28 protein-coding genes are annotated in these 23,447 nt (G+C 68.7%); 8 read left to right on the top strand and 20 right to left on the bottom strand.

Translation table 11 applies throughout. The features are described from left to right. Window positions 1–224: 224 nt before the first annotated feature. Both GTW08_RS05735 and GTW08_RS30940 read left to right on the top strand, forming a co-directional pair. Entirely contained in the window at window positions 225–1,277 is a 1,053-nt protein-coding gene (locus GTW08_RS05735) for an ABC transporter substrate-binding protein (protein WP_161151518.1), read from the top strand. Between the two features lie 153 nt (window positions 1,278–1,430). Next, the gene (locus GTW08_RS30940) at window positions 1,431–1,745 is read left to right on the top strand and encodes a hypothetical protein (protein ID WP_073578037.1); all 315 of its coding nucleotides are present in this window, start codon (window positions 1,431–1,433) and stop codon (window positions 1,743–1,745) included. 93 nt (window positions 1,746–1,838) lie between these two features. On the opposite strand, the gene GTW08_RS05745 is transcribed toward GTW08_RS30940, so the two are convergent. Next, window positions 1,839–2,492, bottom strand: a complete 654-nt coding sequence (locus GTW08_RS05745; protein ID WP_073578036.1) for a hypothetical protein — start codon at window positions 2,490–2,492, stop codon at window positions 1,839–1,841. Window positions 2,493–2,554: 62 nt separating this feature from the next. Here GTW08_RS05745 and GTW08_RS31525 point away from each other — a divergent pair, with 62 nt between their 5' ends. Then, complete coding sequence (locus GTW08_RS31525; RefSeq protein WP_073578035.1) at window positions 2,555–3,169, top strand: alpha-ketoglutarate-dependent dioxygenase AlkB; 615 nt, start codon at window positions 2,555–2,557, stop codon at window positions 3,167–3,169. 9 nt (window positions 3,170–3,178) lie between these two features. After that, window positions 3,179–3,772, top strand: coding sequence for a nicotinate-nucleotide adenylyltransferase (nadD, locus tag GTW08_RS05755; RefSeq protein WP_161151519.1), 594 nt, complete (start codon window positions 3,179–3,181; stop codon window positions 3,770–3,772). A gap of 67 nt (window positions 3,773–3,839) precedes the next feature. Here the strand turns inward: nadD and GTW08_RS05760 are convergent, their stop codons facing one another. From GTW08_RS05760 to GTW08_RS05805, 10 genes are all read right to left on the bottom strand, one after another. Next, entirely contained in the window at window positions 3,840–5,024 is a 1,185-nt protein-coding gene (locus tag GTW08_RS05760; RefSeq protein ID WP_161151520.1) for a tyrosine-type recombinase/integrase, read from the bottom strand. Next, window positions 5,024–5,203, bottom strand: coding sequence for a helix-turn-helix transcriptional regulator (locus GTW08_RS05765; protein ID WP_075296680.1), 180 nt, complete (start codon window positions 5,201–5,203; stop codon window positions 5,024–5,026). Before GTW08_RS05765 ends, GTW08_RS05760 begins: the two co-directional genes overlap by 1 nt. Continuing rightward, window positions 5,200–6,555, bottom strand: coding sequence for a replication initiator (locus GTW08_RS05770; protein ID WP_161151521.1), 1,356 nt, complete (start codon window positions 6,553–6,555; stop codon window positions 5,200–5,202). The genes GTW08_RS05765 and GTW08_RS05770 overlap by 4 nt, the downstream gene beginning before the upstream one ends. 94 nt (window positions 6,556–6,649) lie before the next feature. After that, on the bottom strand, window positions 6,650–7,306 hold the full coding sequence (locus GTW08_RS05775; protein ID WP_202416442.1) for a hypothetical protein: 657 nt from the start codon (window positions 7,304–7,306) through the stop codon (window positions 6,650–6,652). Beyond that, window positions 7,303–7,518, bottom strand: a complete 216-nt coding sequence (locus GTW08_RS05780) for a hypothetical protein (RefSeq protein ID WP_161151523.1) — start codon at window positions 7,516–7,518, stop codon at window positions 7,303–7,305. The genes GTW08_RS05775 and GTW08_RS05780 overlap by 4 nt, the downstream gene beginning before the upstream one ends. Then, window positions 7,518–8,945: an FtsK/SpoIIIE domain-containing protein gene (locus tag GTW08_RS05785; protein WP_161151524.1), complete on the bottom strand. Its 1,428-nt coding sequence runs from the start codon at window positions 8,943–8,945 to the stop codon at window positions 7,518–7,520. Before GTW08_RS05785 ends, GTW08_RS05780 begins: the two co-directional genes overlap by 1 nt. A 95-nt stretch (window positions 8,946–9,040) precedes the next feature. Further along, complete coding sequence (locus tag GTW08_RS05790; protein ID WP_073575200.1) at window positions 9,041–9,229, bottom strand: hypothetical protein; 189 nt, start codon at window positions 9,227–9,229, stop codon at window positions 9,041–9,043. Between the two features lies 1 nt (window position 9,230). Continuing rightward, the gene (locus tag GTW08_RS05795) at window positions 9,231–9,569 is read right to left on the bottom strand and encodes a hypothetical protein (RefSeq protein WP_161151525.1); all 339 of its coding nucleotides are present in this window, start codon (window positions 9,567–9,569) and stop codon (window positions 9,231–9,233) included. A 3-nt stretch (window positions 9,570–9,572) separates the two neighbouring features. Further along, window positions 9,573–9,761, bottom strand: coding sequence for a hypothetical protein (locus tag GTW08_RS05800; protein ID WP_073575198.1), 189 nt, complete (start codon window positions 9,759–9,761; stop codon window positions 9,573–9,575). Window positions 9,762–10,046: 285 nt separating this feature from the next. After that, entirely contained in the window at window positions 10,047–10,439 is a 393-nt protein-coding gene (locus tag GTW08_RS05805) for a hypothetical protein (RefSeq protein WP_202416443.1), read from the bottom strand. 146 nt (window positions 10,440–10,585) lie between these two features. Here GTW08_RS05805 and GTW08_RS05810 point away from each other — a divergent pair, with 146 nt between their 5' ends. Together GTW08_RS05810 and GTW08_RS05815 are read left to right on the top strand one after the other, a co-directional pair. Beyond that, complete coding sequence (locus GTW08_RS05810; RefSeq protein WP_161151526.1) at window positions 10,586–11,329, top strand: helix-turn-helix domain-containing protein; 744 nt, start codon at window positions 10,586–10,588, stop codon at window positions 11,327–11,329. Window positions 11,330–11,349: 20 nt separating this feature from the next. Continuing rightward, entirely contained in the window at window positions 11,350–11,823 is a 474-nt protein-coding gene (locus tag GTW08_RS05815; protein WP_161151527.1) for an NUDIX hydrolase, read from the top strand. Here the strand turns inward: GTW08_RS05815 and GTW08_RS05820 are convergent. Next, complete coding sequence (locus tag GTW08_RS05820; RefSeq protein WP_161151528.1) at window positions 11,816–12,376, bottom strand: HD domain-containing protein; 561 nt, start codon at window positions 12,374–12,376, stop codon at window positions 11,816–11,818. The genes GTW08_RS05815 and GTW08_RS05820 overlap by 8 nt on opposite strands. A 1,240-nt stretch (window positions 12,377–13,616) precedes the next feature. Between GTW08_RS05820 and GTW08_RS05830 the strand changes: the two genes are divergently transcribed. After that, window positions 13,617–14,111, top strand: coding sequence for a TIR domain-containing protein (locus GTW08_RS05830; RefSeq protein WP_161151530.1), 495 nt, complete (start codon window positions 13,617–13,619; stop codon window positions 14,109–14,111). A 486-nt stretch (window positions 14,112–14,597) separates the two neighbouring features. Here the strand turns inward: GTW08_RS05830 and GTW08_RS05835 are convergent, their stop codons facing one another. The 8 genes from GTW08_RS05835 to GTW08_RS05865 form a co-directional block, all read right to left on the bottom strand. After that, window positions 14,598–15,554 carry a BsuBI/PstI family type II restriction endonuclease gene (locus GTW08_RS05835; RefSeq protein ID WP_202416444.1) on the bottom strand — a complete coding sequence of 319 codons (957 nt, stop codon included), beginning with the start codon at window positions 15,552–15,554 and terminating at the stop codon, window positions 14,598–14,600. Continuing rightward, entirely contained in the window at window positions 15,551–17,050 is a 1,500-nt protein-coding gene (locus GTW08_RS05840) for an Eco57I restriction-modification methylase domain-containing protein (RefSeq protein WP_161151531.1), read from the bottom strand. The genes GTW08_RS05835 and GTW08_RS05840 overlap by 4 nt, the downstream gene beginning before the upstream one ends. Before the next feature lie 534 nt (window positions 17,051–17,584). Then, the gene (locus GTW08_RS05845; RefSeq protein WP_161151532.1) at window positions 17,585–18,127 is read right to left on the bottom strand and encodes a GIY-YIG nuclease family protein; all 543 of its coding nucleotides are present in this window, start codon (window positions 18,125–18,127) and stop codon (window positions 17,585–17,587) included. Between the two features lie 324 nt (window positions 18,128–18,451). Beyond that, window positions 18,452–19,663 carry a hypothetical protein gene (locus tag GTW08_RS05850; protein WP_161151533.1) on the bottom strand — a complete coding sequence of 404 codons (1,212 nt, stop codon included), beginning with the start codon at window positions 19,661–19,663 and terminating at the stop codon, window positions 18,452–18,454. 483 nt (window positions 19,664–20,146) lie between these two features. Next, window positions 20,147–20,386, bottom strand: a complete 240-nt coding sequence (locus tag GTW08_RS32860) for a helix-turn-helix domain-containing protein (RefSeq protein ID WP_073578033.1) — start codon at window positions 20,384–20,386, stop codon at window positions 20,147–20,149. A gap of 96 nt (window positions 20,387–20,482) precedes the next feature. Continuing rightward, the gene (locus GTW08_RS05855) at window positions 20,483–20,998 is read right to left on the bottom strand and encodes a DUF4345 domain-containing protein (protein ID WP_346009857.1); all 516 of its coding nucleotides are present in this window, start codon (window positions 20,996–20,998) and stop codon (window positions 20,483–20,485) included. Window positions 20,999–21,421: 423 nt separating this feature from the next. Next, window positions 21,422–21,853: a nitroreductase family deazaflavin-dependent oxidoreductase gene (locus GTW08_RS05860; protein WP_073578251.1), complete on the bottom strand. Its 432-nt coding sequence runs from the start codon at window positions 21,851–21,853 to the stop codon at window positions 21,422–21,424. 340 nt (window positions 21,854–22,193) lie between these two features. Next, window positions 22,194–22,463 carry a helix-turn-helix domain-containing protein gene (locus GTW08_RS05865; protein ID WP_073578031.1) on the bottom strand — a complete coding sequence of 90 codons (270 nt, stop codon included), beginning with the start codon at window positions 22,461–22,463 and terminating at the stop codon, window positions 22,194–22,196. A 63-nt stretch (window positions 22,464–22,526) separates the two neighbouring features. Between GTW08_RS05865 and map the strand changes: the two genes are divergently transcribed. After that, entirely contained in the window at window positions 22,527–23,303 is a 777-nt protein-coding gene (gene map, locus GTW08_RS05870) for a type I methionyl aminopeptidase (protein ID WP_073578030.1), read from the top strand. Window positions 23,304–23,447 lie beyond the last annotated feature (144 nt).

The raw sequence follows: 23,447 nt of genomic DNA on the forward strand, positions 1-23,447 counted from the left end.
CCCGGGCGCGGGGGAGCGGGGGCCGGCGTCGCGGTCGGCCCGGTCGCCGGTGTCCGGAGCACGCATGGTCGCGACGCTACCCGCGGGTCCGGACGCTCCGGCCGGGGTGTCCGGACCCGCGCGACGGGTGCGGCCCCCGGGGCGCCGAACGAGCGATGCGGATCACGCAGAGACGACAATCAGGTCAGGTTAGGCTCGCCTTCCCAAGTCGAAGGAGGCCTGCCGTGCCGCGTGCCGCAGCACCCCTGTCCGCCCGTTCCGTGAGCCGTCGCGGCGTCCTCGCCGGCGCCGCCGGTCTGCTGGTCCTCGCCGGGTGCGGGACCCGGCCGCAGGACGGGCAGGGCGCCGAGGGTGTGGCCGCGGAGGGCTACCCGGTGACGGTGCGGCACGCGCTGGGGGAGACGGTCGTCCCCGACCGGCCGCAGCGCGTCGTCACGCTGAGCGCGGCGAACACCGACGTCGCGCTGGCGATGGGGGTGCTGCCGGTCGCGATCCCGCGCACCGTCTACGGCGGCGACGCCGAGGGTGTGCTGCCCTGGGTGCGCGACGCGATCACCGCGCACGGTGGCGCGTTTCCGCAGTTCATCGGCTCCGACGACCTGTCGGTGACGCCGATCGAACAGGTCGCTGCGGCCCGGCCGGACCTGGTGCTGGCCACCTACTCGGGGCTGACGCGGGCCGAGTACGACCAGCTGTCCGCGATCGCCCCGACCGTCGCCTACCCCGACGCCCCCTACTCCACCGGCTGGCAGGACCAGACCCGGATCGCCGGTCAGGTGTTCGGCGACCCGGCGCGGGCCCGGCAGCTGATCGACTCCACCGGGCAGCGCCTGCGCACGGCGGCCCAGCGGTACCCGCAGCTGGCGGGCGCCACGTTCGTCTACACCGGAGGGATGGACTCCGGTGCGCTCGGTGTCTTCCGGGCGGGCGACGTCCGCGTCCAGCTGGTCACCGACCTCGGGCTCACCCTGGCGCCCTACGTCGAGCAGAACGCGCCGGGCGGTGGGGAGGTCTACTACACCGTCAGCGGTGAGCTGCTCTCGCGCGTCGAGTCCGACCTCGTCATCGGCTTCTTCGCGACGCCGGCCGAGGAGCAGGCCTTCCGGAGCGCGCCCGGCGTCGGGCTGCTGCCGGCGATGGCCCGTGGCGGGTTCGCCCCGGTCGTCGGGGCCGACCGGGTGGTGGCGAGCTCGGCGCCGTCGGTCCTGTCGATCCCGTGGGTGCTCGACGCGTACCTGCCGATCCTGGCCGCCGCCGCCGCTCGCTCGCGCGGCTGATCCGGTCACCCACCTGCCGTAGTCGACATCTGACTATCAGTTATCTCCGCAGGTGACGCGAACGGGTGAATGCGCGTTGCGGGCGCGGTCGCCCCTCGTTGAGTGGGCAAGACCGTTTGCGACGGTCTAACGACCAACCATGGAGGTTGTGAGATGCGGAAGTCCGTTCGCGGCGCGCTCGTCGGCGCAGCGCTGCTCCCCCTGGCCGTCGCGGCGCCCGCCGCGGCCTTCGCCGGCACCACCGGCTACGACGAGGGTGGCAAGGACGAGGGTCACTCGAAGCACGAGGGTGACAAGGACAAGGGCCACCACAAGAAGCACGGTCACCACAAGAAGTGGGACCACAAGAAGCACGACGACAAGAAGCACGACCTCGCGCTGCCGGCCCCGCTGGACAGCGTCGTCGACATGATCACCGGCGCCACCGGCGGCGACCTGCCGTCGGCGCCGGCGACCCCGGTCGGCTGACCGACCCCGGTCCCGCGACGGGCCGGTCCGGACCCTCGAGGGGTGTCCGGACCGGCCCGTCCGCCGTTGCGGGGCCGGTGCCGTACGGGCGGGTCAGATCACCGGCGCCGGGTCCTGCGTCGGTGGGTCCTTCAGGATCGTGTCGCCCTTGACGAACCACGCGACACCGAAGGCGAGGATCGCGACGGCCTCCAGCCAGAACAGGGTGTGGAACCGCTCGGCGACGGCGTCGGGCACCAGTGCCGCGTCCAGTGCGGCCAGCACCAGGCAGATCACGATCGTCGCGCCGCAGACCCGGTAGACGAGGTTGCGGGCGGCCTTGCTCCGCGTCCCGGATCCGCCGCGGGTGAACAGCACCAGGCAGAACCAGGCCAGGCCCGCGAAGAACACCGTCGCCGCGGCCAGGTGGAGGTACCCGACGACGGTCGCCGCCGTCGTCGCCGCGCCGTCGGGCCGGGTGGGCAGCAGTGCGACGGCGATCGCCGCCGTCCCGGTGATGTTGGCGAGCCGGTTGTCCGGCCGCTCGTAGCGGTAGCAGAAGAGGAACACGCCGACCGCGCACAGCGAGCCGACGAACACGTCGCGCATCGGCGAGTAGTAGTAGCGGCTGATGGAGTCCCGCAGCCCGTCGCCGCCGAGGGCCAGGTCGCCCGTCACCAGCACGAACGGGAGCAGGATCCCGATCACGCCGACGGCACGCCGCAGACCCAGGTAGGACAGCACGGCACCGTCGGCACGCGAGGACATGACGAAGATCGTCGCAGAGACGTCGCTCGAACTCTCGTTCGATCGGGCGTAGCGTTCGGGAGGTGGACGTCGGCGGGCAGGCTTCGCTCTTCGCGACCGGGGGTGTGGCCCCGGCGTACCGGCACGAGCTCACCGGTGGGGCGTGGGTCGACGTCGCGGTCGGCTGGGCCCCCGATGCGGACGAGCTGTTCGCGCTGCTCCGCGCGACCGTGCCGTTCCGCGGCCACCGCCGCCGCATGTACGACCGCGTGGTCGACGAGCCGCGCCTCACCCACCGCTGGGTCCTGCCCGACGACGCGGTGCCCCACCGGCTGCGCGACATGGGCCGGACGCTGGGGGAGCGCTACGGCCACGACTTCACCCAGATCGGCGTGAACCTCTACCGCGACGGCGCCGACGGCGTGGCCTGGCACGGCGATCGGGTCGCCCGCGAGCGGCCCGAGGCCGTCGTCGCGCTGGTCGCCCTCGGCGCGACGCGGCCGCTGCGGCTGCGCCCGACCGGCGGCGGGGCGTCGGTGTCGTTCCCGCTCGCCTCGGGCGACCTGCTGGTCATGGGCGGGACGTGCCAGCGGACCTGGCAGCACAGCGTGCCGAAGGTGGCGCGCAGCGGTCCGCGCATCAGCGTCCAGTTCCGCCACCTGTATCCGGGGATGCCGCCGGGTGGGCGACCGACATAGTCTGCGTCGATGCAGCGCAAGATCGGCGTGATGGGCGGGACGTTCGACCCCGTCCACCACGGCCACCTCGTCGCCGCCAGTGAGGTGGCGGACCGCTTCGCCCTCGACGAGGTGATCTTCGTACCGACCGGGAGACCGTGGCAGAAGACCGGCCGCGACGTCTCGCCGGCCGAGGACCGCTACCTGATGACGGTCATCGCGACGGCGTCGAACCCCCGGTTCTCGGTCAGCCGCGTCGACGTCGACCGCGACGGCCCCACCTACACCGCGGACACCCTCGCCGACCTGCACGACGCCATGCCCGACGCGCAGCTGTTCTTCATCACCGGCGCCGACGCGCTCCAGCAGATCCTGTCCTGGCGCAAGGTCGACGAGCTGTTCCGCTACGCGCATTTCGTCGGCGTGACCCGGCCCGGGTACGAGCTGGCCGACGGGCACCTGCCCCAGGGGGCGGTGACGACGGTCGAGGTGCCCGCGATGGCGATCTCGTCCAGCGAGTGCCGGGCGCGCGTGGGTGCGGGGAGGCCGGTCTGGTACCTCGTGCCGGACGGGGTGGTGCAGTACATCTCCAAGCGCAGTCTGTACCTGAATCCAGACCTCTGACCTGCGGTTTCTCTGACGGACACCCTCGCGGGTACAAATCCGGTACAAGATCACCTGACTCGGATGGTCAGTGCAGACCCGCACCGAGCGCGGTGTCGACGAGCGTCCGGGTGCGGTCCAGGGCGTCCGGCCACTCGTGCGCGTAGGTGTTCAAGGTGATCATCGGGGAGCTGTGTCCCAGGGCGAGCTGCACCGTCTTGACCGACGCCCCGTTGTGGATCAGCAGGGTCGCGAAGTAGTGGCGGAGCCCGTGCAGCCCGAACCCCTGAGGGAGGCGTGCCCGGCGCACGGCCGAGCGCCAGACCGTCGACCAGTTCGAACGGTGCAGCGGCAGCCCGTTACCCGTGACGAACAGCAGCCGCGCCGGCCGCACGACGATGTTGCGCGGGTCGGTCCGGTCCTCGATCTCGACGGTGGCAGGCGGGTAGGTGGCGAGGTGGTCGCGCAGCGCCTCGGCGACGATGTCCGGCAGCTCGACCGTGCGGCGGCTCGACCGTGACTTCAGCTCGCCCAGATAGGCGGGAGCACCGACCATCCGCTTCATCTGGCGGATGACGCGGATCTCTCCGGCGTCGAGGTCGACGTCGTCCAGCTCCAGGCCGAAGATCTCGCCGCCCCGCAGGCCGCACCCGGCCGCGACGTAGGGGACCGCGCGGTAGCGCTCCGCGATCAGCGAGGCCAGCGCGTGGACCTTCTCCGGGCCCGGGATGAAGTAGTCGCGCTTGTCGATCTCCGGCAGCCGGACCCCGGAGCAGGGCGAGGAGGCGATGACCCGGTCGGACACCGCGGCCCCGAACAGCGACCGCAGATAGCTGAACACCAGGTGCACCGTCGACGGCGCGAGGACCGTCGAGGTCTCCTTCACCCAGGCCCGCAGGTGGCTCGGCCGCACGTCCGCCATCGCGTGGTGCCCGAGCACCGGGACAATGTGGAGCCGGAGCGCGCGTTCCACAAGATCGGCGGTCGAGTCCCGATGGAGCTGCGTCGTCTGCCAGGTCTCGGCGTACTCGGCGACGGTGACCCGACCGGCCCGAGGGTCGATGTACTGCCCGCGGGAGATGTCGGCGTGCATGTTGACGTCGTGCCGGTCGGCGTCGACCTTGCGCTCGAACAGTTCCGTACGGGGCTCGCCGGTCTGTGGGTCGACCCATCGGACCCGCCAGCGCTTCCCGCGGCCGTGGCGCTTCGAGGGGCGTCGCTGGCCCGTCGCCGGGTCCTTCGCCCGCAGATACCAGAGGTCGTCGACGGGCATCAGGCAGCCCGCCGGTCGAGGGAATCCAGCCAGCGCTCTACCTCGGCGGGGCGGAACCGGACGTGCTTGCCGACCTTGACCCCGCGCGGGCCGTAGTCCTTCTTCCGCCACTGGTAGACGGTCTGGACCGGCACCCCGAGGTAGTCGGCGAGATCCTGGATGCTCCACAGCTTGTTCACGCCGGGCCTCCCCGGTCCGGGGACCGCCGCTGTTCGCGTCGTCGTTCGGCGATGCCCAGAGCGATCTCCCGTTCCGCGTCGTTGCGGTGCCCGATGTGGACCACGGCCCAGTCGTTGACCACCAGCACCGACCCCACGTCGGTGGGTGTGTCGAGGGCCGCGAGGGTCTCCCCGAGCCGGTAGGTGCGCCGGTCCCCGCGGATCGCACCGAAGGTCGTCGAGTAGGCGCGGGATTTGGTGAGGAAGTGGCCGCGGAACCCGAGCATGTGCGCCCAGCGCCGCAGGTTCAGCCCTTCGTACTGCTCGTGTCCGCCGAGCTCCCAGGCGGTCTCGATGAGCCGTCGGTGGTGCGGGGTGATGTCGAGGTGGTCGAGGTGGGCGATGTCGCGGATCGGGCGGTCGGTCGCCTCGGACTTGCCGGTGCCCTTGGTGGCGTACTTGGCGACGTAGGCGGCCAGGACGTTGTCGGTGATCTCGCCGTCGTCGTTCTCCAGCGCTACTGCGGTGGTGGAGGTGATGGGGCGGACGTCGACCTGCGAGCCCCACGCGAGTGCCAGCGGGACGCCGTCGGGCCGGTCGACGACGAGTGAGACGGTGCGCGCAGCGTCCCGGATCGCGGAGTTGAGCCCGTCGGCGGTGAGGCCGGCGGGTGGGGTGGTCCACGGCCCGTCGGGGCCATCGAGGCGGACGACGGCGTGGAAGTGAACGAGTCCGCGGCGCTGGTACTCGGCGACCTTGGCGTAGGACAGGCGGGCGTGGTCGCGGAAGTCGCGGACCTTGATGCCGAGCATCGCGGCGAGGGTGCGGCGTAGCCGGATCGCGAACCGGTCCCACAGCGTGCCCACGTGGGCCTGCCATAGGACCGCGCCGACATAGTCGTAGGTGTCCGGGTCGAGCGCGGTGCCGACGCGCGGGTCGTCGCGGTGGTGCTTGTCGCCGCAGCGGCAGGGGATGACGAGGCCGCGGGCGGTGACCCGTCGCGTGTGGACGGGCCCGAACGAGGGTGCGGTCAGGGTGGCGAACACCCGCGGGTGGGCGGCGGCGGTGTCGGGGACGCCCTTTCCGCCGGCCATTCCGGAGCGGATGAGGTGGTAGGCGTCGGAGGCGTATCGGTCCGAGCAGGCCGGGCAGACCGATGCTCGGCGGTTGCCGCAGGGGGCGACGATCTCGCCGTCGCGTTCGGCGAGGACGGTGCCGGTGGCGCGGTCGTAGATGTGGGATGAGCCGGTGAGGTGGATGGGGGCGGCGCAGCCGCCGATGGCGGTGACCTCGCGGCGCCAGGTCTGGAAGCCGGAGGATCGGAGCAGGTGCGAGAGGTCGTGCTCGTGCTGGGTGGTCGTGGTAGCCGTCATGGCGGCATCCCTCCCGGGATGTGGTCGTGGGGTGGCACTGGCCCCGCCGGGAGCTGGTCTCACGCGGCGGGGCCGGGCCGGAGCGTGGGACTGCTCAGCGGCGGTAGGTGCGGTGCTCGTGCTCGATCTCGACCGGCCCCGGTGTGAAGCCGTGGTAGCGAGCCAGGAGCCGGGCAGCGGCCCGGTAGCTGGACGCGTGGCCGACGAGTGCGCCGTGGTCGTTCTCGACCCGGTAGCGGCCGTCGTCGCGCAGGACGGTCCCGCCTTCGCCCGTGGTGCCGAGGATGACCAGGGCCTTGCCCGGTTCGACGACGTCGACGCCGATCACCCCGGTGGAGCGCTGCGGCGCCTTCGTCGGCTTGTCCGTCGGTGCGCGCTCCGGGATCGGTCGGAGGTGGTCCCAGCGGCCCACCATGTCGCGGGTCGCCTTGGGTACCAGCACGGAGCGGGCCGGGCCTTCGGACCCGTTGTGGTGGACGTGGTGGGTGCCCCCGAACCGGAGGTGTCCGGTGTCGAGGAGCTGGACGACGGTGTCCCCGTCGTGGCGGGACACGGCGTCGGCGCATCCGGGGCGGGCGGGGTCGGAGCGCAGGACGTGTCCGGTGCGTTCGACGACCAGGAAGCCGGGTTCCTGGGCGGCGGCGACGATGCGGGCGACCTCGCGCGGGTCCTGTGTGGCGGCCGGGCCGTGGTCGTCGGTCTCGACGGTGACCGGGTCTCCGAACAGCGCGTCCTGCACGGTGCCGGTCATGCCGACCACCACCAGGTGGCGCGGGCTTCCCAGGACCACTCGCGGGCGAGCTGGCGGATGACGTACCACTCGGCGACGACGGCTCCACCGGTGACGATCCAGAACCAGCCGGAGGCGGTGCCGAGGTAGAGCCAGGTGGCGCCGACGATCAGGGCGAACAGCAGGGTCAGCTTGGCCCAGGTGCGCAGGGCCCATGCGGTGGTGGCGCCCATCAGGCGGCGCCCCGATCCCCGGTCAGCTCGATGACCTGGGCGTCGCGGGGTGCGCAGCGCTGCACCAGCTCGGCGATGTCGTCGTCGGTGACGTAGGCGGCGCGGAAGCGGACCGGCAGCCGGGAGCCGTGGTCGATGACGAACCCGACACCGGCGTGCCGGTCGTCGCCGGGGACCTCGTCGGCCAGTGCTCCGCGCTCGCGGGCCCCTTCGCCGAGGACCATGTCGACGTGGCTGGCCGCGGTGACGGCCAGGCAGATCCGCTGGGTGAACAGCTCGCGGACGTCGAGGACGTCCTTGGAGGGCTCCTGGAGGTAGCCCTGGACAGTGAACAGCGAGGCCCGGCCCTGGGTCATGATCTCGGCGAGCAGCCGGAGGGCGTCGCGGACGGCGGAACGGTCGCCGTAGGCGGTGAGCATGGCCATCTCGTCGATGACCAGCAGCTCGACCGGTGTCTCGTCCGACGGGGTGCAGCGGCGGATGTTGTTGTCGCGCATCCAGTCCTGCCGGTCGCGCATGGCGTCGCGGAACTCGGTCAACAGCTCCAGTGCCTCGCCCATCGTGGTGGCGTAGCGGTGGAACAGGGGCGCGCCCTGCTCGGTCTCCACCCCGCCCTTGAGGTCGACCATCCAGACCCGGGCGACGCCGTCGCGCAGGCACGGCCCGAGGGAGCGCAGCGTGCCCCACAGGACCGACCCCTTGCCGGAGCCGGTGCGGCCGGCGACCAGGCGGTGTCCGTCGACGACGGAGGCGGTGAAGGGCTGGCCGTGCTCGTTGTCGCCGATCTCCAGTGCCCGCAGGTCGACGTCGTCGACGGTCTCGGGGATGTCGGGTGCCGGAATCGTGCGGGTGAACGGCAGCTCCCACTCGATGACGATCGCGACGACTCCCGGGCGGTGCCGGGTGATCGCGACACGGTGGGCGATCAACGCCTCCCACAGGACCGAAGCCTTCTCCTGCCAGTAGGCCACGTCCTGGCCTCGGACCATGCGGACGTAGACGGTGTCGATCGACGGCGAGGAGGAGCGGACCCGCAGGACGCGGGGGACGAGCTGGTCTCCGGTGTGGCGGTGCTCGCGGGTCAGTCCCGTGTCGGACATGAGCTGGGCCCAGCGTCGGCCGCGGTAGACCGTCCAACGGCGCCACGAGGACCTCAGCCGCGGGGCGGCGAACCGGTCGAACGTCGCCGGGTGGACGCGCCACCACACGAGGACGGCGACGACTGCGGCAGCGACGGTGAGCCCGGCGCCGAGCGGGCCGAGGGTCGCAGCCAGGCCGAGACCGAACAGCGGCACCAGGGCGAAGCCCGGGTGTCGGAGCAGCCAGGCAGCGGCCTGGACCTCGCGGCCCGGGGGACGGGTGGCGCGTCCCGCGTGGTGGCGGGCCGGGCCGTTGATGCGGGTTGCAGTGCTACTACGCTTGTTCATTGCTACCGGTCCTCACGAGTTCGAGTCGGGTAGCGGGACGCCCGCCGGTGTTTCCGCCAAGAATCAGATCGGCGGGCGTCCCACCACCCAGGTGGTCATTTCTGTTCGCGCAGTGCGCCGCGTGCCGAGTCGAGCTGCACCGTCAGGTGCGCGACGTCGCGGGCGAGGTTGTCGTGGGTGTTCTTGAAACCGCCCGTGCGGTACGGGATGCCGTGCAGCGAGCGCTTCAGCTCCCGCATTGCGGCGTCCAGCTCGTCCACGGTCCGGTCGACTGCCTTGGACACGTCACTTCCTCCACTCCCGGGAGACCAGCTCGGCCTCCCACTTCTGCGCCGACGAGGCCATGACCCGCAGGGAGCTGTGTGCCTTCTTCGCCAACGCGGAGATCTCGTCGGGGGAGGCGACCGACCAGTGCCGTCCGTCGGCGCCGGCCTTCGCCGAGCTGCCCTTGCCGTTCCTGCGGGGCTTGGCGTCGGTGGCCTTCGCGGCGACCTTCTCGGCGTCGGCGAGGGCGTCCCCGACGAGCTGCAGCGCCCGCCAGAACTCGCCGTACTTGCGCAGTGCGCGCCGGTTGACCTTGGGCAGGGTCCTGAGCCGGTCGCGGGGTCCGAGAGTGAGCGCCATCGGTCAGACCCCCTTGCGGATCGCGACCTGCGCCAGCCGCAGGCCCTCCGCGACACCGGCCCGCCACGCCTGCTCGGTCGCGACCTCCGAGCCGTAGGAACGGATCCAGGTCCGACGCTCGTGCTCCAGACGCCGGACGAGTCGGCCGACTCCCGCGGTCACCCGCGGCCGGTTCGTGGTGGTCGTGTTCATCGCTGTGCCTCCGTCCCGACCGGCGACCGGGCGTCGCTGGTCTCGCCTTCTCCGAAGCAGCCCGGGCAGGCCCCGGAACCGCTGCACGCCTCGCACTCGACACCGTCGGTCGAGTCGCCGTAGCCCTCGCACACGTCGCAGGCGCGGCTACCGCTGCATTCGCCACACATCACCGGCGATCACCCCTGATCGGAGACACAGGTGTCCCCATCGCGGAATTGCTCGGATTTGCCGGAACCGGTCCGGCGGGAAGAACTACGCCGCTCAGAATTGCGGCGGGTACTGCTACTCGCCCTCGTTGTCCTTGCCGCGCCGAGCGGGCATCGGGTGCGCCGGACGCAGCCCCAGCGCCTTGAAGGCGATGCCCGACACCGTGCGGCCGTCGCCCGACTCGATCGAGTACGGGTTGATCCGCGGGTCGATGAGCTGGACCCGGCTGTCCTCTGGGAAGTCGTTGCCCGGGTCGGTCGCCAGCGTCACCTTGATCTCCTCGCCCTTCGGCGACCGCTCACCGGGACCGACCTGGAGCTTGGCGAACAGCGACACCACGAATTGCGCGACGCCGTCCCGGTCGGTCACCGGGATCTGCGCGCCGTTGGCGTCCTCGCGCGTCTTGGGTGCGGGCGGCTCCACCACCGTGAGCTTGTAGCCGTCCAGCACCACCGGGAGGTTCTTCATCGTTTGCGCCCCTTCGTCTCGTCGTTGGCGTAGATCTATGAGACCTGGACCACGGGGGACGTCGGCACCGCCAACAAGGGACGTGACAGGACGTTTTGAGGACGCTAAAATCGTCCCTGCTGTGGTCGACCGTCCCAGGAGGTCCCATGACCACGAACGAACGGCTCCGCGGCTCGATCGTCGCGGCCCGCCTGCACCCCACCGGACTGGCCGAGCGCATCGGCGTGGACCCGAAGACGGTCGAACGCTGGATCACCAAGGGACGCCTGCCGCACCGCACACACCGGGTCGCGGTGGCCGGCGCCCTGGAGGTCGACGAGGCGTACCTCTGGCCGGAGATCCTGGGACAGCAGGTGACCCAGTCCGCCAGCGTCGCCGAGCTCCTGGAGCTCCACCCGACCCGGGCGTCGGTCCCGCACGACACCTGGCAGCAGCTCTACGGCTCCGCCCGCGAGGCGATGGACATCCTGACCTACGCCGGGTCGTTCCTCTTCGAGCAGCACGAGATCACCGAGGTGCTGCGCACCAAGTCCCGCGAGGGCGTGCGCTGCCGCTTCCTGATCGGCGACGAGACCTCCGACGCGGTCCGCCTGCGCGCCGAGGAGGAGGGCACCAGCGGCGGCCTGGAGGGACGCATCCAGCTCCACCGGCGCTACCTGCGCGACGTCGTCGGCCTGCCCGGCATCGAGGTCCGCACCCACGGCACGACGCTCTACAACTCGCTCTTCCGGTTCGACCAGGACCTGCTCGTCAACGGCCACGCCTACGGCGCCCCGGCCGGACACTCCCCGGTCGTGCACCTGCGCCGTGTCCCTGGTGGACGGATGTGGGAGCACTTCATGCGCTCGTTCGAGGAGGTCTGGGACTCGGGAACGCCCATCGAGAAGTGAACGTGCGCCATGCTTGAGTCATGGGCCGCATCGACTACTTCCACGACCCCGACGCCCCGCAGGCGAACAGCATCGTGCCGTCGACCACCGCCGCCGTACGCGACGACCGCGGGCGGCTGCTCATGATCCACAAGATCGACAACGACAAGTGGGCCCTGCCCGGCGGCGGCATGGACCTGGGGGAGTCGATCGCCGACGCCGCAGTGCGCGAGGTCGCCGAGGAGACCGGGCTGTCGGTCGAGATCACCGGGCTCGTCGGGATCTACACCGACCCCGGCCACGTCATGGCCTACGACGACGGCGAGGTCCGCCAGCAGTTCTCCGTGTGCTTCCACGCCCGCCCCACCGGCGGCACATTGCGCGAGGACGGCACCGAGACCAAGGCCGCGAAGTGGGTCGAGCCCGCCGACATCGACGGCCTGACGATTCATCCGTCCATGCGCCGGCGGATCAACGACGCGCTACGCGGCGATCCCACCCCGCAGATCAACTGAACTTGGTCCGCTCCAGCCGGATCATCGTCTGATCGATCGCGATCTCGATCGACGTCCGAGCCGCCGTCATCGCCCGCGCCACCACCGAGTCCGGCTCGTAGCGCTCCAGGATCTCCTCCAGGCGCTCCGGGTAGCCCATCCGCTGCCCAGCCGGACCGGTCGTCATGTCCGCGGTCCACAGCGCATCGGAGACCGGGGACCGCTCGCACTCCCAGTGGGTCAGACGGTCGGCGAGGCCGCGGTGAGCCACCTCGTACGACGCAGCGGAATGGTGGGCGACGAGGGCGCACAGACGGTCCGGATAGCCCAAGCGCTCCAGGTAGGCGGCGCCGTCGATCTGATGGCTGCCCGTGTCACGGACGTCGGGGGAGTAGCCGATGTCGTGCAGCCATGCCGCGACGACCAGCAGCTCGCGATCCTGCTCGTCGACCGCAGGAGACAGCTCGCGTGCCTTCTCCGCCACGGCCTGGACGTGGGCCCAGCGGCGGTGCAGCGGTTCGAGGAGCTGTTGGGCGAGGGAACGGGCCTCACCGGGCGTCGGCGTCTCAGGCATCGCCGACAACTCTATGCGCGTCCCACCAGCCGATCTCGGCCACTCGGCGAGCCAGGACATGGAGCCGAAGCGCGCCGGTGTCGAAACTCTCCATGCATCATCAAGGCGGCGCCTGTGGCGCCGCGCCGCTTCCCGCTGGCCGGGGCATGCGGCCTCCGGCCGGTCCCCGGCCAGCGCGCGGCCACAACCAGGACCGAGAAAGCCGCTAACTTCATGTAGTGGATGCAGACGATGAGACCTCCCCGACGGACGCTCCATCCGAAACGGACCGCGCCGAGAATGTCAAGCACCTCGAATTTATCCAAGCGATTGTAACTCGACTCGCGTCCAACTCCTTCTACATAAAGGGTTGGACACTCACTATCGCAGCAGCCTCATTTGGATTTGCCGTTAACAGGGTGGACGGCCGAGTAGCTGCAATGGGTGCGATCATTGTTGCCGCATTCTGGCTCCTTGATGCCTACTACCTTCGTCAGGAACGGCTATTCCGGCACCTCTACAACCACGTGCGGCGGAATATCTCTACCGACCACAACGGCAGGTTCTCTATGAACTTAGTCCCGTATGCAAGATTTAGAACGTCTAGCCGGGTGCGAGTATTCTTCTCGCTCACCTTAACTACCTACTACCCGCTTCTTATCGCTACGGGTATAGTGCTCGCCATATTATTCCAGCCGACTATTCCTCCACCCTCACCGCCGAGTCCAGTTTCGCCCTAATTCGAGAGGAAGCACCCTTCGCAGAGAGTGCATCAACGGGCGCGTTATCTGGCCAAATGCTACCCATCGCATCCTGGTCGTATCGGGGGACTAGATGAACGTGCAAGTGATCTACGGTCTGAGTAGCTGCGCGGCCATTCGACTGGATCACGTTCAGTCCGTCGAGTTCTAGAGCGGACCGCATCGCATGCGCGATTTCAAGGACACGGACTGCAAGACCTGAGGCGATAGGCGCCGACAAGTCCCAAACAGTTGAAACATGCTCGAGTGGGATAAGTAGAGTGTGACCGGCGGTCGCAGGTCTTTTAGGAACGAATGCCATAAAACCGTCCCACCTCCCGATCGTCGAGGCCGGAGCGCGGCCGGCAACAATCTCGCAGAAGGCACATCGTGGACCCTCTCTCCGGGCTCGCGTAGGGGCTTCGTTCACTGAGGCTCCTCAATATTGGCTATTGACAGTAACGGAACCGGGTGGCGATTCCGATGATCCAGTGCACCCAATCTAGCAAGGAGTACTACAGGTGGCACGACGAGTCTTTTACAGCTTCCACTACGAACCAGACAACTGGCGAGTCCAGACCGTCCGTAACATCAACGCAATCGAAGCCCAGCCGAAGCTGACGAGCAACGAGTGGGAAACGGTGTGGCGTAAGGGTCACAAGGCGATCCAGAACTGGATCGACAGCCAGATGAGCGGTAAGGGGTGCGTGGTCGTGCTCATTGGCGCCCAGACCGCATCTCGCCCGTGGGTACGATATGAGATTGAGAAGGGCTGGAATGACGGCAAGGGGGTCCTTGGTATCCACATTCACAATATTAAGGACAGTAGCGAAAGCCAGTCCCAGAAGGGTGCGAATCCGTTCACGGGTATTACAATGGCGAACGGGCGACCGATGTCAGACTACGTGAATACCTACGACCCGCCCTACACGACAAGCACCCTGGTGTACAACCACATCTCGACGAACATCGAGTCGTGGATCGAGTCGGCAGTACTGGCCAGGGGCAACAAGTAGGGCAAGATGCCCTCGCCGGGCGGGCTGGTCTCCGGGATGGTGGGCGTGCCATCCCGCCGACCTCCCTCCGGGCTACCACACGAACGACCGTGGGCGGAGCTTTACGAGATCGGCTGGCGGCTGCGTCGAGGGCCGCCCACGGTCGTCCGTGCGGTCGGCTTGCAGCAGGTCGACGGGATGGCACTGGCAGAGCAGCAGCGCGGCAGCTGCGTGCGACGAACGGGCGATACAGGGGGCGGTCCAGAGGGGTCAACAGCGGTCACCCGCGAGCACCCCGACCTTGCAGGTCAGGGCCCGGATCCGGCGACGTGCATCGGATTCCCAAGCTGAAGGCGTCTGAGCGGTAATCGACGTGCGCGCCACCCTACGCCTATGGGCGAGCTCGGACCGTCGACCTGCGAATTCACGATCAACGGCTGGCTGGCCACCGCCGACGGGGGTCTGGCAGTCAAATGCGGTTTCGGACCGCCCTGTTGGTTCTGGATCTCATCTGTTGTTAGTCCCGTCGTACGGTCCTAGAAAGCGTTCGCCGTTGAAGTGGATGAGATGCGTGGGGTCCTCTGCGCACCAAACCTCGGTCTCCCACGCGATACTTGCAAGGTATTTTCGCATTTCCTTGCGATCAGGAAAACATGAGACGTAAACCAGTCCTGGATCTGCTTCCCTGAATAGAGATGCGAGTTCACCGTGCCGCTTCGCATCGACGGGCCCGTGCGATGACGCAGCTTCCATGAGTACCAACCAGTTCTTGTCAGGTTGGTACACGACGAGGTCGGGCATTTTACCGTGCTGGTCGACTGTCACTCCTAGTTCAGTGAGTCGCTCTTCCTCGTAAAGCGCCCATTTTGCATCGGCATCCCCGACATAGAGCACTTCACCCCTCGGTGTGAACTGTGGGCAGAAATCCTCGATCATCTGCTTGAGGAGTACATTCTGGCCGCCAGGGGACAGGGTGAACGGGGCACCACTTGGCAGCGTGACCGGTATCCGATTCATCTCCCTGGCCGCGGCGTACCGAGCTCTCAGGCCGGGCGCCTTCGCAAGGTAGGTGGCCAATCCGATATCGAACCCTGGCGTCCCAAACTTCTGAATCACGTCGAGCGCCTCTGACGTCAGCTGGTAATTCCATTTCGGGGAGTTTACCGGCCGGTCTGGCTTGTCAGGGTTCTGTTCGACTAGCAGCGCATCGGCGAATTGATGCAGGGTGAATCGTCGAATTGTTTCGCGAGAGTTGGCGGCGTAGTCGCGCCCGTACTCTTCACGCATCCAGTCCATGATTGCGCGGGTCCCCAGCATTGGATTGGTAGCGTCGGCCCACTCGTCACCGGGTCGCAGGTGGAGCAGCGCGAGCAGGGTCAGGGCAGATCGGTCATTGGAGCGCTCATCGTCCATGCCGAATGCCTGGAGAATTTGACGGGCTGCGCCGAGCATGTCAGTATTCACGCTGCCGCGCTCCTCGCATTCAACATCTGGCTGACCAGAGTGTCAATTTCGATTTGTTCGGGCAGTCGCTCCGGCGTGAGCGAGCCTAGCCGCCGCAGAGCATCCGGGCTGGGAAACCGCATGGTGCGCAGGTCGGTGGCGTTGACCTGGGTGTGGCCAGAGAAGGTGCGGAAGAATCTGTCGACCAAGGATGAATTTAGCCACATCGATAGCCCGTAAGCGGTACTACGGTCGAGGCCCTTGCCGCGCACATGAAATACATTGACGTGATTCTCGAAGGCAACCGGCCCGGGTGTCCGCTCAGGTGACCACACTGCGGCGACGATGCGCCGGCGTTCCTCCTTGGAGGAGAACCGCTTGACTACGCAGTACCACCCTTCGGGTGCGAGGAAATTTTGGTCTCTCGCTGTTACTGGCAGAAACCATTGCGGCTTGCGAATGGATCGCGGCCATTCGATCATTCCGTTCCGCAGGTTGCCAGGATAGATCAGCGGAAGTGCGCCCGCCTCGGCCGTGACGTGAAGGCACTCGCGCGACCGGAAATCGACGACGCGGCCCGTCGAGACTGTAATTCCGAGGGAGTTAAGAGTGTCGGGTAGGGCAAGAATTTGTTCGGCGACTTTGGTGTCCTCGTCGTTGGTGACGATCCGGATGAATTTGTGGGGATCGTCGGGACGCACAACGTCGATGTATGGCACCTCACGCTGCGCAACGTCGTCCTCGTGGCCGTTGCTCACGGACAGAAGTACCTGGTCATGATCAGTTCCATTAGTGCCGGAAATGATCACATTCTCCTGTAGTACGCCGGTGTCGGCGAACACGGTCGAGCGTGACTCAAAAACATGCACTCGGTCGAGGGTAATTTGATCGAGGAGGTAGGACCGAAATGCGCCGAAGTATGGCCCGTTGCAGAACGAGCGGGGCGTAATCGCCACCACCTGACCACCAGGTTTGAGCGCGGCGGCCCCGAGCGCCAGGAACGCGGCATATAGGTTGGGGGCGTCGACGCCCGACTGACGTACGGCCTTGCGGGCCGGGGATGAGACCGCCAGCTTCGCATAAGGAGGGTTCTGGATAACTATGTCAAAATCATTCAAGCGTCCGTCCGCAGTCATTCCTGTGGAGGCGGTGATGAAATCGGCTTCGACCACCTCGAACGTGACGCACCCCTTGCCAGCGATCTTGCAAGCTTCGAGCGTGTCTAGCAGCTGCGGGACTACCACGTTGTCGCACTCCACTGCGACAACGTGGACTGACACATCAGGGTTTTCGGCAAGTATCCGATTCACCAGAGCCGCTGCCAGCATGCCCGAGCCGGCGCCCGGATCGAGTACCCGGATTGTTTCGGATTGGGGGAGCCGAGGCATGGAAGCGATGAGAGCAGCTGCACGGGCTGGCGTAAAGAACTGGCCCAGCGAGTCCTGCGAATTTGAGTCGAGGCCAGCGAGCGCCGCAATCCGATTCCGCTCAGCCCGCATCAGGAGATCGCTCTGCATGGAGTGCATCTTGCCCTACCGCTCCGACACTCCAGGAGACCACCAGGCGAGCACGTGACGGTCCGAGCCTCGCGTCGTCGCTGATCAGCGAAGCTGACGGCAACGGCGGAGTACGTCGTCGCCTTGGCTCTCCGGAGGCATCGATCAAGGTAGGAGCAACTGCCCCCTCGCCGAGGGGGGCGGGTCTCCGGGATGGTGGCGCCGTGCTATCCCCGCCGTCCTCCCGGAGGGCGTACCGCACGGCCACCCGTGGGGCGCGTGGCATGGTCGGATGCGGTTGCGTCGAGGGCCGCCCAAGGGGCCCGCACGGTCGCTCTGCGGCAGGTCGACGGGATGGAACTCAGACGGCGCGGGGAAGCGGGCTCGTCCCCGGTTTACCCCCGGAATTCAACGGCAGACACCGGCGGCGGACCGTCGGCGGTGGAAGATGCGGCAGCGAGTCCGCGCAGTGCACGAGATGTGACGGCGAACGTCGAGCGCAGTCGGAAGAAGTGGATCTTGTCTCCGCGGGTTGAGGGTCCGGCAGGTCGTGGCTCAAGGACGAGACCCCGCACTGTCGTAGTAGCGCTGTCGAGCTGCCTTGATGACCTGAGTCGTGGGCCCCGAGGCGTGGTCGATGTTGAGGGGCGGTTGGAGAGCCCGGATGACATCAGGTTCAACGTCCCGCGGGGTCAGGTACTCACACCAGGACACGCGCAGGTTCTCGGCCATCCACTCGGTCAGTCGGGCTTCGTCGTCGTCGACGAGAACGACGCGATCGGTCCAACGTGTTCGGTACTCCTGCTCATCGAGGAGTAGGCCGGCGAGGGTGCGTCGAAGGGTGGAGCTGCCACTCCGGCGCATGTGGTTCGACGCGAGCCGCGCGCGGAGCTTTGTCGCGAGGCCGACGTAGAGGAGCCTCAGGTCCGGCACTACGGGGTGGGGAAGACCCGGCAGAGCAGGGAGGATGGCGGGAGGCGCCCACCAGGCGTAGAGACCCGGAGCAGATGGCGCCAGGGTGCGGACGTCCTCGGGGTGGACCGGATTGTCGACCAGCGCGTCGATGACTGCCGCGATCGGTGGGGGAGCAGACGACATCGGGGCAGTCTGCCGACAGGCCGCGCAGCGGGGTAGCTGTTCGTCAGCCGTTCGTCAGCGCGTCCACCAGCGGCGATAGACAGCAACAGTCGTCCGAGCACGTTCACGCTGGTCGGGGCATGTTAGATCGCGAACGCCGCAGGTCCACGGATCGCGCTGATTCGTTCCGCTTCCACGTCTGACGCCCTCGCCGGGCCGCCAGGTGTCCGGACGACGCTCAGTAGTTCAGGGAGCGCCCCTTGCCTGCAAATGCAATTTGGTGCAGCTACGAGCGGTCAACCGCAGGGCATGGCGGCCCTGGCTTCTACAGGGCGTACAGGTCGCTCACCTCGTTCTCGTTCGCTTGCGATAGTCCCGGACGGTGAGGGTGACGGCGAAGGCAGCTTGGACCACGACGTAGCCGATGACGAACGGCAGCATGACGAGCGCCGGATGGGCTGTCTCGGGCGCTGGCAGGGGTACCAGCCATGCGATGACGACGACCAGGCCGCAGTTGAGCAGGGACAGACGGGCATAGCCGGTGCCGTCGCCGTCGGCTTGGCGTCGGGCGAGTTCGAACACCACGACGAGGCGGAGGAGAACCCCGACCATCAGAGCGGCGATGATGGGCGCGCCGATCGTGTAGCCCTCGCCCAGAATGCGCAGGACCGGCCATCCGAGCGCAGCTCCCAGGGCGAGTAGCGGCACGAACACCAGCAGCATCCGACGTCGGGTCGAGCGGGCGAGTTCGTCTGCTCGGTGAGGTTCACGGGCGCTCTGGACGGCCAGTGAGTTGGTGAAGAACACAGCGGCCGTGTCGACGACGACAGTCGCCTGCCAGGCGATGAAGAAGACGGCGCCGATGGTGTTGCCCATGCGGAAGTTCGCCAGCAGTGGGATTTGGTTGTAGAGCAGCACTGCACCGAACTGGGCCACCGCTGTCGGTGCCAGGAACGCGGCCATCGACGCTCTACTCGGCAGCGTCCCCTCTCCGCCGGCGGTCGCGAACCGTCGGACCACGAACCAGAGCGCCACGGTCCCGACCGAGATCCAGACGACGACGGGGATCACCCACGACAGGACCATCCCCTGTGAGGCGAGACCGGCACCAAGGGCCGCAAGCAGACCGATCCTGGCGACTGCGAACGTGCCGCTACGCCAGACGGCAAGCCACGGACGTCCCGCCGCCACCATGACGAAGTCGTGGACGACGAATACACCCCACCCGGCGCACCCGAGGACGAGCAGCAGCAGGCCCCATGCGAACGGGCCGTCCCCGGCGGCAACCTCTGCCACGCGCGGCACGATTAGCCCGTAGACGAGTCCGGCGAGCCCCGACAGCGGCATGATCATCAGGAGGCTGCCGAACACCAGGCGAACGGACTTCCGGCCGGATCCGGGTAGCCAGCGCATGATGCCGATGCCGAGGTTGAGTTGCGCGGCACCGCCGATCAACTGCATTGCCGAGACGAACTCCGTGGCCCGGCCGACTTCTTCCTGTGGCATCACCCAGGCGGCGATGAGGAAGCCGAGCAGACCTGCGACGGAGTTGAACACCGACGTCAGCGTCAGAGCCAGCGAATCGCCCAGTCCTCCGCCTCGTCGCTCGGCGGTCCGGGGAGATGCATGCATCAGCGGCGAACGCTACGGGACCGGCCCGCATGGCTAGCGAAGCGGATCAGCTCCGCCGAGGCTGCGGTGGGTCGGTTCCCAACGGTGCAGCCCCGGTGTGCGGGCCCGCGGGTACAAATCCGGTACAAACCAGCCCGGCCAGCGACACCCAACGACGACCGGCCACCACCACTGAGTCGGCTGGTCAGAGGCTGGATCGGCGGTGTTTCGGGTGGTCGGAGTTTCCCCAGCGGCAGTACATCTCCAAGCGCAGTCTGTACCTGAATCCGGACGTCTGAACTGCGGTTTCTCCGACGGGCACCCCTGCGGGTACACATCCGGTACACGATCACCTGACTCGGATCGTCAGCGCAGACCCGCACCGAGCGCGGTGTCGACGAGCGTCCGGGTGCGGTCCAGGGCGTCCGGCTACCGAGATGTCAGCGTGCATGGTGCCGTCCTGCCGGTCGGCGTCGACCTTGCACTCGAACAGGCAGCCCGCCGGTCGAGGGAGTCCAGTCGGCGCTCAACCTCGGTGGGGCGGAACCGGACGTGCTTGCCGACCTCGACCCCGCGCGGGCCGTAGTCCTTGTTCCGCCACTGGTGGACGGTCTGGACCGGTACGCCGAACCAGTCGGCGAGATCCTGGACGCTCCACAGCGTGCTCACGCCGGACCTCCACGGTCCGGGGACTGCGGCTGTCCGCGTCGTCGTTCGGCGATGCCGAGTGCGATCCCTCGTTCGGCGTCGTTGACCGCGCGATCCTCACCGACCTCGACGCTCACGGTGGCCCGCTACCTCCGTGACGACCGGTGCGGCGAGCTCGACTGCGAGCAGCAGGTCATGGAACCGGTGCGGTCGGCTCAGGGTCGCGCGGGTCGCGAGCCGTCCGATCCCCCCGAGGGCCATCAGGCCGGCGAGGAGCCGCATGCGGTCCAGGTCCGGTTCGTCGTCGGCCACGGCGTCGAGCCAGGCGACCCCGTAGCCGGCGAAGACAGGCCCCATGAAGCGAACGTGTGAGTCGACCGTCGCGTCGTCGGTCATGCCCGGCTCCCCGCGTGCTCCGCCGACGAGCTGGATCCCACCGATCGCTATGCATGCCCACCCGGTCAGACGTCCCACGGTTCGCAGCGTCGACATGAGGTGATCCTGGCATGAGCGACGGAGGTGGTCGGACTGAATATCGACGGACTGCAGTGGAGTGGGAGGCGGTCGCCAGCTGTCCAGGAATGTGCCCGATGCCGACGATCGCAACGGGGTCGATGGACGTGGCTCCCTCATGACTCGCGGAACGAGTCGGGCCGGGTTCCCTGCGACAAGAACGCGGTCGGACACATCGCGCGTCACAATGCTTCCTGCCCCGACCACGGCATCCGCCCCGATGGTCACGGCGGGGCATCCGGTACATGCCGGCCCGGCCGGCGAGGCCCGACGACGACCGGTCACCACCACGGGGCCGGGGACCGTCGGGTGGACGGGAACTCGGCCGGCCTGTCGGTGCGCCGGGTGTGATCGCCACGGTGGAGGTACCGGTGCACCCCTGCACCGCGGGAGGAGTGCGGATCCTGCCCCATCCACCCCGGGCGACGACGAGGTCCCGTCGATCAGTACAGGAGTGCTGTGCGCGCCCCACGCGAGCGCGCTCAGATACTGATCGACGGGCCACCGGCCGGCCACGCGGCGGGCCTGAACCGGGGTGCGGGCTCAGGTCCGCTGCAGCTCCAGCACCGGGATGGTCCGCTCCGTCGAGCGCTGGTACTCGCCGAACTGCGGCTCCAGTGCGACCTGGCGGGCGTAGACCTCGTCCCGCTCGGGACCGGTGACCTCCCGCACCCGCACGGGCAGGGTCTCGGTGCCCAGCTCGACGCGGGTGTCGGGGTTCGCCAGGAGGTTGTGGTACCAGTCCGGGTTGGTGTCGGCGCCGCCCTTACTGGCGAAGATGAAGATCCGCTCGCCGTCGAGGAGCGGGACCAGGGGCGCGATCCGCTCGGTGCCGGACCGGGCTCCCGTGTGGTGCACCAGCACGAGCGGCTTGCCCTCGAACATGCCGCCCGCCCGTCCTCCGGTCGCCCGGAACTCCTCGATCACGGCGCGGTTCATCGCCGCCATGTCGAACGGGGCCGACGCGTCACTCATCTCGTGCTCCTCCCACGGGTGTCCGGCGCCGTCCGGCACCGCTCCGGTCAACCTCACCCCGTCGTCGGCCATTCCGGCGGGCCGCAACCCGATCGACGGACCCGGCCGCGTCGGGTACCCGGGAGCCGTGGAGCCCGTCGGGTTCGTGCGCCTGTCCGACGGGCTCGTGTGCCGGTTCCACCGCGAGGCGTCCGACGCGGACGGGCGACCGGTCCACCGGCGGCCGGACCGGGTCGTGTGGCGCCGGTGGCTCGACGGTGCCGGCCGGTGCGTCGTCGACGGCGAGGGCCGGCCGGACGGGTGGCCGATCGGCGCACGACCCGGGAGACCCGGGGCACCGCTACCCGGCCGCCTCCATGGCCACGTCGCTCCCGCGCCACTCCGCCGCCAGCTCCTCCAGCGGCACCCCGAGCGCCTCGCCCAGGCACACGATCGTCCCGAACCCGGGCGACGGCAGCCGTCCGGTCTCGAGCTTGCGCAGCGTCTCGGGGGAGATGCCGGCCGCCCGCGCGACGTCGACCGGGTCGCGGTCGCCCCGGGCCCGGCGCAGCAGCGCGCCGAGACGGCGGCCGGCCTCGATCTGCTCGGGCGTGAGGGGCTGACGGACCATGCGTCGAGGGTAGGGTCGGTATTACTGTACCGGCAAGCCGTGACGGTCCGGTATAGTAATACCGTGATCGAACTGAAGACACCGGCCGAGATCGACCGGATGCACACGACCGGCAGGTTCGTCGCCGAGGTGCTCACCGAGGTCGGCCGGATCGCCGACGTCGGCGTGAACCTCCTCGACATCGAGCAGCACGTGCGCGGCATGATCGCCGAACGCGGCGCCGAGTCCTGCTACTGGGACTACGCCCCGTCCTTCGGGCGCGGCCCGTTCCGCAACGTCATCTGTCTGTCGGTCAACGACGCCGTGCTGCACGGGCTCCCGCACGACTACGTCCTGCGCGACGGCGACGTCCTCAGCGCCGACATCGCCGTCAGCATCGACGGCTGGGTCGCCGACTCCGCCCGGACGGTCGTCGTCGGCACGACGGCCGACGAGGGCGACCTGCGCGTCATCCGGGCCACCGAGGACGCCCTGGAGGCCGCGATCGACGCGGCCCGGCCGGGCAACCGGCTCGGCGACATCTCCGCCGCCATCGGCGGGGTCGCCCGCGACTACGGCTACCCGGTCAACACCGAGTTCGGCGGGCACGACCTCGGCCGCACCATGCACGGCGACATCCACATCCCGAACGCCGGGCGGGCCGGTCGCGGCCTGACCCTGCGCCCGGGGCTGACCCTCGCACTCGAGCCCTGGTTCGCACGGACCACCGACAAGATCGTGTTCGACCCGGACGGCTGGACGATCCGCTCCGCCGACGGCTCGCGCACCGCGCATTCCGAGCACACCGTCGCGATCACCGAGGACGGCCCCACGGTGCTGACCCGCCGCGGGCAGGACTGATCGGCCCGTGCGTGTCGCCCTCGACGCACTGACCGTGCCGGTCCCGCGGGTCGACGCCGAGCGGACCCGGGCCTTCTACGGTTCCCGTCCGGCGGGCCGCGGCCCCGCCGACGCCGACGAGCTCCGCGCGGTCCGCGCCGCGGC

The organism is Pseudonocardia sp. SID8383 (assembly GCF_009864975.1).
Classification (GTDB): Bacteria; Actinomycetota; Actinomycetes; order Mycobacteriales; family Pseudonocardiaceae; genus Pseudonocardia; species Pseudonocardia alni.